Origin of the sequence: Mycobacterium nebraskense (genome assembly GCF_002102255.1) — a bacterium.
Lineage (GTDB): Bacteria > Actinomycetota > Actinomycetes > Mycobacteriales > Mycobacteriaceae > Mycobacterium > Mycobacterium nebraskense.
On record NZ_LQPH01000144.1, the window covers coordinates 30,545 to 42,510 of the forward strand.

The window sequence follows — 11,966 nt, forward strand, 5'->3', positions numbered from 1 at the left end:
CGTGGCCGGTTTGTGGTTCCGGGCACCGGCTATGACCGCGTGTGTTTGAGCCGTTCTAACCTGGGAAATGCCAAGCCGTCCAGGAGGGAGCGCGTGGCCAAGATGGGTGCTTTGTCGTTATCACCCGCCACCGAGTCACCGGCAATCGAGTCGGAATGGCCAGGCACTGCGCACTTCAGCGAATGGCGCGCCAGTGTGCGGCAGGGTGTTCTCGCCCACCTCGCCGACTTCGTCGGGCCCCGGCGCTCCGAGTTGGACGACACGCGTATCGATGCCGCCGGCGACATCTTGATGGCGTTCGCCTCCGGCGGCAAGTGCCTGCGATCGACCTTCGTGTACTTGGGATGGCTCTGCGGTGCAGCGCCCGGCGAGGCGGCGTTGCGGGCGGCGGCCAGTTTCGAGTTGCTGCACGTGTTTGCGCTGCTGCAAGACGATGTCATGGACGGTTCGACCGAACGGCGGGGGCGCCCGTCGGCACACCTTCAATTCGCCCAATGGCACCGCGAGCGCGGGTTATCCGGCTCGTCACGGCGGTTCGGTGAATCGGCCGCAATCCTGCTGGGTGACCTCTGCCTGATCTGGTCCGAGCAGATGCTGCGCGAGAGCGGAGTCGAACCCAGGCGCTTGTACCAGGCGTGGCCCCGCTACGACACGATGCGCACCGAGCTGGCGGTGGGTCAGTTCGCGGACCTGACGAGCGATGTCCGGCACATGCCGTCGCTGGAGTCCGTGCTGGACGTGGCGCGGCGCAAGTCGGGCAACTACACCGTGCGGCGACCGTTGGAAATCGGCGCGGCGATGTCCGATTGCGACGATCGAACTGTGACACAGCTCGGCCGGTACGGCGCCGCCGTCGGAGAAGCGTTCCAGCTTCGCGACGACGTGCTCGGGGTGTTCGGCTCGCCGGCGATCACGGGGAAGCCGTGTGCCGGAGATCTGCTGGAGCGCAAGGCAACCAGCCTCGTGGTGACCGCTCACCAGCTGGCCGATCCGACGACCCGCGCCGAACTGACAGAATTGATGAACGGCCATGTCCTCGACGACGACGCGGTTGACCGGTGGAAAGCGTTGATCGTCGCGACCGGGGCCGTCGAGATGATCGAGGAGATGATCAGCGACCGGGTGGCGTCCGCGCGCGAACACCTTGGCGACACCTCGATCGACGAGCCCGTCCGCGCAGCGCTGGGCGAAATGGCGGCCGCCTGTGCGGATCGCGCCCAATGAGTGCCACAAGTTTGGGAGCATGCTGACATGCGGACCGTCGAAGGACGCAGCGAGCACGTGGTGGTGATCGGCGCCGGCCTGGCGGGACTCTCCGCCGCCTTGCATCTGGCCGGCCGGGGGCGCGCGGTCACGGTGGTCGAGCGCCACCCATGGCCGGGCGGACGCGCCGGCCGACTCGACATCGACGGGTATCGCATCGACACCGGGCCGACGGTGCTGACGATGCCGGACATCATCGACGAGACTTTTGCGGCCGTGGGCCACAGCCGGTCGGGCCGGCTGGACCTGCTGCCGCTCGATCCGGCCTACCGGGCGGTGTTCGCCGACGGCAGTGCGCTCGACGTGCACACCGACCCGGACCGGATGACAACCGCCATTGAGGAGTTCGCTGGCTTCGGGCAGGCAGCGGGCTACCGGCGGCTGCGCGAGTGGCTGAAGCGGTTGTACCGGATCGAATTCGACGGATTCATCGCCGCCAATTTCGATTCCCCGCTGTCATTGCTCACGCCGCAATTGGCGCGCCTGGCCGCGATCGGCGGATTCCGCAAGTGGGATCGCATGGTCAAGCGCCACCTCAGCGATCCCCGGCTGCAGCGGGTGTTCACGTTTCAATCGCTGTACGCCGGCGTGGCGCCGCGAAACGCTCTGGCCGTGTACGCGGTCATCGCCTACATGGACACCATCGCGGGGGTATTCTTTCCGCGCGGCGGCGTTCGCGCGCTCCCCGACGCGCTGGCCGCGGCGGCGGTCGATGCCGGGGTTCAGTTCCATTACGACGCCACGGTCACCGGGCTCGACCGCGTCGGCGGGCGGGTCAGCGCCGTGCGAACGGATCGCCTGGACCCCATCGCCTGCGACGCGGTGGTGCTGACCACCGAACTGCCCCAGACCTACGAATTATTGGGCCGCACACCGCGCCGGCCCGTGCGGCTGCGGCCGGCACCGTCGGCGGTCGTGGCTCATCTGGGCTGTCGCCGGGTTCCGTCCGACACGGCGCATCACACCATCCTGTTCGGCGAGTCCTGGGATCAGACCTTCACCGACATCATCGGTGATGGACGGCTGATGCAGGATCCGTCGCTGCTGGTCACCCGCCCTACGGCGAGCGACCCGACGCTCGCCCCGGACGGGCATGACCTGCTGTACGTGCTCGCGCCGGCGCCGAACCTGGATCGCGGGACGATCGACTGGGGCAGTGTGGGCGCCCCGTACGTCGACAACCTCATCGACGACGTCGCGGCGCGGCTGCTGCCCGGGTTGCCCGACAACGCAACGGTATTGGACATCGTCACGCCCGCCGACTGGGCGCGTCAGGGCATGGCCGCGGGCAGCCCCTTTGCGCTGGCCCACACCTTCGGGCAGACGGGTCCGTTCCGGCCGGCCAACATGGTGCGCGGCATCGACAACGCGGTGCTCGCCGGGTCGTCGACGGTGCCGGGCGTCGGTGTCCCCACCACGCTGATCTCGGGCCGGCTGGCCGCCGACCGCATCACCGGCCCCCGTGCCGGCCGAGCCAACCGGATGGCGACGCACCACGACATGGGAGCCGGACTGACATGATCCGCAGCGAGTTGGACGCGGCCGGAATCGACGATCCCCGGCTGCGCGAGGGGTATCGGCGCTGCCGCGAACTCAATGCCGCGCACGGCCGCACCTTCTTTCTGGCCACCCGGCTACTGGCGCCCGACCAACGGCCGGCGGTGCACGCCCTCTACGGTTTCGCGCGCCACGCCGATGACATCCTCGACGACCTGGACCCGCAGCTGCGCACCGACGTTCGCGCCCAGCGGCTACAGCAATTGGCCGACCGGTTCTTTGCCGGCGGGGACCACCTCGACGATCCCGTGCTCGCCGCGGTCACCCACACCGCGCGCCGGTACCGGATCGGCACCGAGTTGTTCGATGACTTCCTGGCGTCGATGCGGATGGATCTCACGGTCACCGACTATCCCGACCGCAAGGCACTCAACCTCTACATGCGGGGATCCGCCGAAGCCATTGGTTTGCAAGTGCTTCCGGTGCTGGGCACCGTGGTGCCGGTCGAGGAGGCCGCACCCTACGCCGCCGCGCTGGGCAGGGCGTTTCAGCTCACCAACTTCCTGCGCGATATCGACGAAGACCTGCTGCGGCAACGGGTCTACCTGCCGGCCGACGAACTCGCCGCCCACGGAGTCGACCGCGAGCTGTTGACCTGGTGTCACCAGCACCGCCGCACCGACCCGCGGGTCCGAGAGGCGCTGGCCGCTCAGCACGAAATCACCCGGGAAACTTACCGTTTCGCCGCTGCCGGCATCACCATGCTCAGCCCCCGCTCACAACCGTGCGTGGCCACCGCGGCGGCGCTGTACTCGGAAATCCTGGACCGCATCGAAGAAAGCGACTTCGCGGTGTTCACTCACCGGGCCACGGTCGGCAGAGCCCGACGACTGCAGGTCGCCGGCATCGGGCTGCTACGGTCGTGGCGGGCGCGCAATAGCCCGCCCGGCGTTTCCGATTCCCCGGGGGCCGCATGACGGATCGGTGGCAATATCTTCTGGTCCTGGCCGCATGCCTGGCGATCACCGCGCCCCTGGAGACGTTCGGTCCCGGTGTCTACCGGCAGTGGCGGCGGCTCGTGAGGGCGGTCTTCCCGGTGGCCGCGGTGTTCCTGCTCTGGGACGAGATAGCCATCGCCGCGCACGTGTGGACGTACAACGGCGCCTACATCACCGGCCTGAACATCCCGTTCCGGGTGCCGATCGAAGAAGTGCTGTTCTTCATCGTCATCCCGATATGCGCGCTCCTGACCTACAACGCCGTGAGCACCATCCTGGAGAGGGTCAACCGCCGATGACCGGCCTGGGTTACACCGTGCCAGCCGCGGCGGCGGTATTGGCCGTCTGCGCACTGGAATTGGCGGTGTTGCGGACCGGGCTCTTCCGACGCCGGGCCTACTGGCTGTCGATGCTGATCGTGCTCGGGTTCCAGGTCCCCGTCGATGGCTGGCTGACCAAACTCAGCTCCCCCATCGTCAGTTACAACCCTCGCCAGATCAGCGGCCTGCGCTTCCCATTCGACATCCCGGTCGAGGATTTCCTGTTCGGCTTCGCGCTGGCCACCGCGGTGCTGCTGGGATGGGAACGCCAACGTGCGCGTCGGTGAAGCCGGTCCCACCCCCGGCCAGTTGTCAGCCGCGTTCGACGCGGGGGCGACGGCCTACGACCGGCTGGTGGGCTCCAGCCCCGGCTACCACCAGCAACTGCTCCTGTCCGCCCGCCGCATGCGAATCCGCGACCGCGGCAAGGGCTTACGGCTGCTCGACGCCGGGTGCGGCACCGGTGCGTCGACGGCCGCGCTGCTGGCCGTCGCCCCGGAGGCCGACATCGTTGCCGTCGACGCGTCGCGGGGCATGCTCGACGCGGCGGCCGCGAAGGACTGGCCCGCCTCGGTGCGGTTCGTACACACCCCCGTCGAGCAGCTGTCAGAGCACGGCATCACCGGACCGTTCGACGGAATCCTGGCCGCCTACCTGATCCGCAACCTCGCCGACCGGGACGACCAATTGCGGAAACTCCGGATGCTGCTGCGACCCGGCGCCACCCTGGCGGTGCACGAATACTCGGTGCGCGACTCCCGGGCCGCCACCCTCATCTGGAACGCCGTGTGCTGGGGCATCATCATTCCCGCCGGGTGGTGGCGCACCCGTGACACGGCGCTGTACCGCTACCTGTGGCGCAGCGTGCTGGAGTTCGACGGCGCAGCACGATTCCGGGCCCGCCTCGCCGATGCGGGCTTCACCGCCGTGCACAGCGAGACGATGCCCGGCTGGGAGGCCAATATCGTGCACACGTTCCTGGCGGACGCGCCGCCATGACCGCCACCGGAACTGCTCACCGTACCGATCGTCGACGCGAAACACTGCCCGCGCCAACCGGATTGCCGGATGCCGGCGCGCTGCCTTCGCGACCCCGGGTGGTCGTCGTGGGCGGCGGCATCGCGGGGCTGACCGCCGCCACCGGGCTGGCCGAACGGGGCGTCGCCGTCGAGGTGATCGAGCGCGAACACTACCTCGGCGGCCGGGTGGGCGGCTGGACCGAGCACCACGACGGGGCCGACCTCGCGATGAATCGCGGCTTCCACGCGTTCTTCCGGCAGTACTACAACCTGCGGGCCCTGCTCGGCCGCATCGATCCGAAGCTGCGGATGCTCACGCCCGTCGACGACTATCCGCTCATCGACGGGGCGGGCCGGCGCGACACCTTCCGGGGACTGCCGCGCACCCCGCCCTGGAACGCGGTGGCCTTCGCCGCGCGCAGCCCGACCTTCCGGCTTCGCGACTTCCTTCAGATCGACGCTCGCGCGGCCGCGCCGCTCGCCGCCGTTTCGGTGCCCGACATCTATGAGCGCCTCGACCACTTCGACGCCGCGACCTTCCTGAAGAGCATCCGATTTCCAGAGGCGGCAAGGCATCTGGCGTTTGAAGTGTTCTCCCGCAGCTTCTTCGCCGACCCCTCGAAGCTTTCCGCAGCCGAGTTGGCGACCATGTTCCACATCTACTTCCTCGGGTCGTCCGAAGGCCTCATCTTCGACGTCCCCACGTCGAACTACGACAGCGCCCTCTGGCAGCCGCTGCGGCGATACCTCGAGGCGCGCGACGTGCGCTTCCGGCTCGGCACGGGTGCGTCGTGTATCGAGACGGGGCCGACGAAGACGTTCCGGGTGCACACCGATTCGGGCGGCCACGTGGAGGCGGACGCCGTGGTGCTGGCCACCGATGTGGCCGGCCTCCAGCGCGTCGTCGGCGCATCCACCGGCCTGGTCAACGACGACTGGCGCGCACAGATCGCGCAGTTGCGCACCGCGCCGCCGTTCGCGGTGCATCGGTTGTGGCTCGATCGGCCCGTCGCCGCCCGGCGGCCGGCTTTCCTGGGCACGGCGGGCCACGAGCCACTGGACAACATCAGCGTGTTGGAGCGCTACGAACGCGAGGCCGCCGAGTGGTCACGCGCGCACCATGGGTCCGTCGTCGAGTTGCACTCCTACGCCCTCGACGCCGCGCCGTCGCGCGCGGCCGCGCTGCGCAGACTGCACAAGGTGTATCCGGAAACCGCTGCGGCGCAAGTCGTTTGCGAACGGCTGCTGCATCGCAGCGATTGCCCGCTGTTCGCGCCCGGGTCCTATGCGCACCGCCCCGCGGTGGTCACGCCGCAGCCCGGCCTGCTGCTGGCCGGCGACGCCATCCGCATCGACTTGCCCGTTGCACTCATGGAGCGCGCCGCCACCACGGGTTGGTGCGCCGCGAACCATTTGCTGAGAGGATGGGGACTGGCCGGGCACCCGTTGGTCACCGTACCAACCCGAGGCCGGTCACCCCTGCTGCGCTGGCTCGCCACCCGCGAAGGACCTGCCCGACGATGAATATCCGCGAACAACTGCAACACCTGCGGCCGGCCGCGAGGCCCAAAGACTGGCCCCTGCAGGTGATCCCGCGTACGTCATGGGCCGACCAGCGCCCGACCTACCGGGACGCACAACCCGCCATCATCGACGGCGCGCTGAAACGGGCCCAGCAGAAGCCCACCGGGAACTGGTTCGCGTTCGCCAGCAGCGTCGACGTGCGTTCCGGGCGGCCGTTCGGCGCGCGGGTCGCCGGAGTCGAGATCGTCGCCTGGCGCGACGGGGAACACCGGCTCTGTGTGGGACCCCGCAGTTGCCCCCACCTGGGGGCGGATCTGGCCACCGGGACGGTGCACGGCGGCACCCTGATCTGCCGGTGGCACGGGCTGGCTCTGGACGGCCATGGACGTGAATTCGGCTGGAGCCCGTTGCCCAGTCACGACGATGGCACTCTGGTATGGGTGCGGCTCGACAAGGTGGGCGGGGAGACCCCGTTGGAGGAGCCGGTGATTCCCGCCCGACCGACCGGTGACACGCTGGCCGCGGTCGCGCGCATGGCGGGCGTGTGCGAGCCTGCCGACATCATCGCCAATCGCCTCGACCCCTGGCACGGCGCATGGTTCCACCCGTACTCGTTCACCCGGCTCGAAGTCCTTACCACGCCAACCGAACACGTCGATCGCTTTCTGGTGGCGGTGACCTTCCGGATGGGCCGCCTCGGCGTCCCCGTCGTCGCGGAATTCAGCTGCCCGGAGGCACGCACCATCGTGATGCGCATCGTGGACGGCGAGGGAACCGGCAGCACCGTCGAGACCCACGCCACCCCAATCGGTTCCGGCCCCGACGGGCATCCCCGCACCGCAGTGCTGGAAGCCACCATCGCGCATTCGGACCGTCCCGGGTTCAAGCGGGCGTCTCGGGCCGCGCCACTGATCACACCGCTCATGCGCCTCGCGGCCAACAGACTCTGGCGCGACGATCTCGCCTACGCCGAGCGCCGCTACCACGTGCGTGCCGGCCTCGGCTGACGGCTCAGCCGTGCGGAAAGGTTACGTCGCCGCGGTCGTCGCGACGGTTGGCGTGCACCTCGCCTACCTGGCCTACGTACCGGCCGGCGGCTTCCTCGCCCTGCGCTGGCCACGCACCATCGCGCTGCACCGGGCGGCCGTCGCGTGGGGCGCCGCCGTCATAGCGCTCAAGCTGCCTTGCCCATTGACAGAACTGGAAACGTGGGCGCGCCGCCGCGCCGACATGGATCCCTTACCCACCACGGGATTCGTCGACCGTTACGTCGCGGGGCTTTTGGTCCCGTCCGGCCGTGTCGGTGTCGCACAGACATTCGCGTTCCTGTCGGCCGCCATTTCCTGGGGCGTGTTTGCGAGACGCGTCAGCCGCTCAGGCCGACCTGTGGCCGAGGCGCCACCACATCGGATTGACGCCGACGAGACTTGCGTTGCCACACCGCGCGAGTGACCGCCGAAAGCAGAACGGCCGACAGTATCAACGTCGGCCAGAGGGCCAACTGCGCAAGCCACACGTCTCGCTGCAGCCGCATCACCTTGCGCCGACCGCGCCAAACACGCTGCGGTACCTCTTTGACAGTCATCGCACGCCGCATACCCCAGAGCGGGCGGATTAAACGGCAGGGCACGACCATTTCGAGGCTTCCAACGGGTTTGGCTTATCGCGCCGGGGGCTAATCACCAGCATGAGCACCGAGTCGCACATTCCCTCCGAGCCGTCATCTCGATCCTTCACCCGTCTAGCGGCCGCGTGGTGGGCGCTGGTCGTCGGCCTGGTGATCCTCATTGTCCTTCTCATCTTTGTCGCGCAGAACACCGAACCGATAACCGCCCACTTCCTGGGGTTCCACTGGAACCTGCCCGTGGGAGTGGGTTACCTGTTGGCAGCGGCGGCCGGCGCGACCACGACCGTCCTGGTCGGCGCTGCGCGGATCATCCAGCTACGTCGGACCGCCAAGAAGCAGCTCGGGCCGCTTTGATTTCCCGGGCCGGGGCGCGCACGCAAAGCCCTTGCTGGACAAGCCTTCACGAGTGAACCGCGATCGCGATACCCGCATCCTGAAATATCAAGTTGATCAACTGCTGAAGCCCAGCGGGGATGCCGCAGCGACCGGCGGGAGGAAACCATGAGTCACGACGGGGCGAGCGACGCCGTCGCGGAGGCGGTAGGCAAAGTCACCGAGGCATTCGAGAGCGCTTGGCGCTACTCGCTGATGAACTGGGGCCACGACCCGGTGACGTCCTGACCGCGCGGCGCGCGGAGCCGCCCGGGTCCGCGTATTCGTCGACCAATCGGGTACAAACGCGAGACACTTGCCGGGGTTCGCGGGCCGCGCGTGGAACTCGCCGATACGCTGGTCGGCGAATCTCCCAAGAAGGACACAGGTAAGTGACCAAGCGCGGCGCCGCTGATCGGCGATTTGACCGAGCCGAACTCGAGAAGTTGATGTCGGCCGACATGCGCGCACTCACAGCGCAATCGGACCGCATCGGCCGGCACTTCGCGCGTCAAAACGACGTCGGCGGCACGGACTTGCACGCCCTGCTGCACATCATGGTTGCCGAAACGGCCGGTACGCCGTTGACGCCGGCACAGTTGAGGCAGCGTCTGGACGTGTCGCCCGCCGCCATCACTTACCTGGTGGACCGGATGATCGACTCCGGCCACCTCCGGCGCGAGCCCGATCCCGTCGATCGCCGCAAGACGCTGCTCCGCTACGAAGAACCGGGCATGGCGTTGGCCCGCGCGTTCTTCACCCCCCTCGGCGCGGAACTGCGCTCGGCCCTCGCCGACGTGTCCGACCGCGATCTGGCCGCCGCACACCGGGTTTTCCTGGCGATGATGGAGGCGATGTCCACGTTTGAATCGCGACTCACCACCGTAGCCCCCAAGCCGTTGGCGACCGACGCGAAACGCGCTCCGGCCAAGGGCCGGCGCCGTGCGGTGAGTAAGACCGGCGATCGCCCGGCCTAGCGCACCGGCCAGTGGGCCGCGGAGCCAAGCACCCGCTGCTCGATCAGGTCCGCGCCGCGCCGCACGCCCCCGGTCGCGGCGAACCCGGCAGACACTCGACGCGCGCCGTCCACCATCGTCATCGCCACACGCACCTTCGCCCTCAGTCGTGCCGGGGTGAGATTCTTGGCCGCCAGGCGGGTGCCGCAGCGAGCGACCTGTACGCGCCGGGCGACTTCGGCCTGATCCCGCGCGAACGGCACGACGCAGACGGGTACGCCGCGGTCGAGGGCCTTCAGCGTCGTTCCCATTCCCCCGTGCGTGATGGCGCAGCTGGCCCGCTCGAGCACGGCCGCGTGGGGGACGAAGCGGCATATGGTCGCGTTCGGTGGTCGCGGCAGACCCGGCGGGATTCCCGCCGGAAAAGTCGCCACCACATGGACTGGCTCATCGGCCAGCGCCCGCAACGCGATCCGTCCCAAAGCGGCGTCGGGCTGCTTGATCGACGAGGTGTTCACCAGCACCACCGGCCGCTTGATGGCAGCGATCCAGTCCGGCGTGGCCCCCTGCCCGGGTTCGAATACACACGCGCCGATGTGGTGAACCAAACCGGCCCAGCCAGGGTGCGGGTACTCGAAGGGCTCGCCCCCGACGGCCAGCAGCAGAGGCGCGCGCCGCACGAACTCGTCGACCGAAGCGACCGGAGAAACCCCCAGCTCGGCGCGAATGGCGTTGACCCGCGGCAGCATTGGCCGGTCGAACAGATGCCGGACGATCGGTCGCACCTGGGCGTCCCGGAGGTCGCCGAGGATGCCCGGCAGCGGGCGCAGCCCCGGACCGAAGGGCGGCACCCCACGGGACCGCAGGTAGGGCGTGAACGGCGAGAACACCAGCCACGGAGTATTCCCCGCCTCCGCGGCCGACATCGCCCCCCAGCAGTTTGCGTCCACGATGATCGCATCCGGCCGGACCGCATCCACCGCGCGTCGCAAATCCTCGACTTCGAGCACCGCTCGCCGGCAAAGCACGTCGATCGTCGACTTCAACACTCCCAGTGCGTTTCGGGCCCGCCAATCCTCGCCGACGATCGCCTCGATGTCGGGGTCGACCGGCTCGGCGTGCACGCCGACCGCACGCAGCGTCGCGACGCCGGCCGCCATGGTGCGCGCGTGAACCTCATGACCACGGCCGGCGAGCTCGGCCAGCAGCGCCCCAGCCGGCAACAGGTGACCCAGCGCCGGCGACCCGTAGGCCAGTATCACCGCCATGTCGCACGCTCTATGAGACAGGCGTGAGGTCGACGGCGCGCAACCCCGAAAGGCTTGCGGCACCGCAGCCGTGCAGGCAGACCCGAAGCTCGTCGATGAACGGCTGCAACCAATCGACCACGGCCGCAGCGGAATCGATCGCGGCCGGCAGCAGGGGACGAGCCACCGCCACGACGTCGGCGCCCAACGCGATCGCCTTGGCCGCATCCATACCGGTCCGGATACCACCCGAAGCCACCAGGGGAATCTCGGGCAGCACCTCCCGCACCTCCACGACCGCCCTCGCTGTCGGAATGCCCCAATCAGCCAGGTGCGGGTAGCGCAGTTCGCCGTACCGAACGAACTGCTCGACCCGCGACCACGAGGTGCCGCCGGCGCCCGCGACGTCTATTCCGGACACCGGCAAGTCTCCTTCGGTCCCAACCAGTTCCGCGGCGGCCGCGCCGCCGATCCCGTGGCCGACCTCCTTGAGCAAAACCGGGCGATCTATCGCGTCGGCCACATCCCGCAGCCTGTCCAACGAACCGGAGAAGTCGGTGTCACCGTTGCGCTGGATCGCTTCCTGCAACGGATTGGTGTGCACCGCAAGCGCATCGGCGCCCACCCGGTCGAGAGCCTTCGCAAGATCGGGCGCGGCGGCCCTGGTCAGCTGGGCCAGACCGATGTTGCCGAACAGCAACACATCCGGAGCCACATCACGAACGGTAAAACTGGCCGCGGCCCGCTCCCCCAGCGCGCTGTCCAGCATTATTCGCTGCGAGCCGAGCATCATCCCGATGCCGAGTTGTTGAGCGGCCGCGGCCAGATTCCGGTTGATGGTGCCCGACAACTCGGCACCACCGGTCATCGCACCGATCAGAATCGGCGCCCGCAGGTTCGCACCGAAAAATTTGGTGGACAGGTCGATGTCGCTGAGGCTGGTCTGGGTCAGGGCGTTGTAGGGCAATTGATAGCGGTCCAACCCGGTACTGAGGTGCTCATAGTTGACCTGCTCGCCGAGGCACACGTCGATGTGCCGCCGCTTGCGGGTGGTCATGGGCCCACGGTCGACCGTCACGCCAGGCCCCCCGGCGCGACGAACCCCCGGCCCCGCACATCCATAATGTCCATAGTGCCCCTTGT

At 68.7% G+C, this 11,966-nt stretch carries 13 protein-coding genes; 11 read left to right on the forward strand and 2 right to left on the reverse strand.

Going from position 1 to position 11,966, the window contains the following annotated elements:
- Positions 1-102: 102 nt before the first annotated feature.
- From AWC17_RS19690 to AWC17_RS19740, 11 genes are all read left to right on the forward strand, one after another.
- Positions 103-1,224, forward strand: coding sequence for a polyprenyl synthetase family protein (locus tag AWC17_RS19690; RefSeq protein WP_082122949.1), 1,122 nt, complete (start codon positions 103-105; stop codon positions 1,222-1,224).
- 27 nt (positions 1,225-1,251) lie between these two features.
- Entirely contained in the window at positions 1,252-2,784 is a 1,533-nt protein-coding gene (gene crtI / locus AWC17_RS19695) for a phytoene desaturase family protein (protein WP_046183276.1), read from the forward strand.
- A complete protein-coding gene (locus AWC17_RS19700; protein ID WP_046183275.1) occupies positions 2,781-3,737 on the forward strand; it encodes a phytoene/squalene synthase family protein in 957 nt (318 codons plus the stop codon). Before crtI ends, AWC17_RS19700 begins: the two co-directional genes overlap by 4 nt.
- Complete coding sequence (locus AWC17_RS19705; RefSeq protein ID WP_046183274.1) at positions 3,734-4,057, forward strand: lycopene cyclase domain-containing protein; 324 nt, start codon at positions 3,734-3,736, stop codon at positions 4,055-4,057. The genes AWC17_RS19700 and AWC17_RS19705 overlap by 4 nt, the downstream gene beginning before the upstream one ends.
- Positions 4,054-4,365 (forward strand): lycopene cyclase domain-containing protein, encoded by a 312-nt coding sequence (locus AWC17_RS19710; RefSeq protein ID WP_046183273.1) that lies wholly within the window; start codon positions 4,054-4,056, stop codon positions 4,363-4,365. Before AWC17_RS19705 ends, AWC17_RS19710 begins: the two co-directional genes overlap by 4 nt.
- Entirely contained in the window at positions 4,352-5,077 is a 726-nt protein-coding gene (locus AWC17_RS19715; RefSeq protein ID WP_046183272.1) for a class I SAM-dependent methyltransferase, read from the forward strand. Before AWC17_RS19710 ends, AWC17_RS19715 begins: the two co-directional genes overlap by 14 nt.
- Positions 5,074-6,621, forward strand: a complete 1,548-nt coding sequence (locus tag AWC17_RS19720) for an FAD-dependent oxidoreductase (protein WP_046183271.1) — start codon at positions 5,074-5,076, stop codon at positions 6,619-6,621. Before AWC17_RS19715 ends, AWC17_RS19720 begins: the two co-directional genes overlap by 4 nt.
- On the forward strand, positions 6,618-7,628 hold the full coding sequence (locus AWC17_RS19725) for a Rieske (2Fe-2S) protein (RefSeq protein ID WP_046183270.1): 1,011 nt from the start codon (positions 6,618-6,620) through the stop codon (positions 7,626-7,628). The genes AWC17_RS19720 and AWC17_RS19725 overlap by 4 nt, the downstream gene beginning before the upstream one ends.
- A gap of 10 nt (positions 7,629-7,638) precedes the next feature.
- Positions 7,639-8,073: a DUF2784 domain-containing protein gene (locus AWC17_RS19730; protein ID WP_082122948.1), complete on the forward strand. Its 435-nt coding sequence runs from the start codon at positions 7,639-7,641 to the stop codon at positions 8,071-8,073.
- Positions 8,074-8,308: 235 nt separating this feature from the next.
- Positions 8,309-8,602 carry a LapA family protein gene (locus AWC17_RS19735; RefSeq protein ID WP_046183269.1) on the forward strand — a complete coding sequence of 98 codons (294 nt, stop codon included), beginning with the start codon at positions 8,309-8,311 and terminating at the stop codon, positions 8,600-8,602.
- 410 nt (positions 8,603-9,012) lie between these two features.
- Positions 9,013-9,597, forward strand: a complete 585-nt coding sequence (locus AWC17_RS19740) for a MarR family winged helix-turn-helix transcriptional regulator (protein WP_046183268.1) — start codon at positions 9,013-9,015, stop codon at positions 9,595-9,597.
- Here the strand turns inward: AWC17_RS19740 and AWC17_RS19745 are convergent.
- Positions 9,594-10,844, reverse strand: coding sequence for a glycosyltransferase (locus tag AWC17_RS19745; protein WP_046183267.1), 1,251 nt, complete (start codon positions 10,842-10,844; stop codon positions 9,594-9,596). The two genes, AWC17_RS19740 and AWC17_RS19745, sit on opposite strands and share 4 nt — an antisense overlap.
- A 10-nt stretch (positions 10,845-10,854) precedes the next feature.
- Positions 10,855-11,880, reverse strand: coding sequence for a type 2 isopentenyl-diphosphate Delta-isomerase (gene fni, locus AWC17_RS19750; protein WP_141224690.1), 1,026 nt, complete (start codon positions 11,878-11,880; stop codon positions 10,855-10,857).
- Positions 11,881-11,966 lie beyond the last annotated feature (86 nt).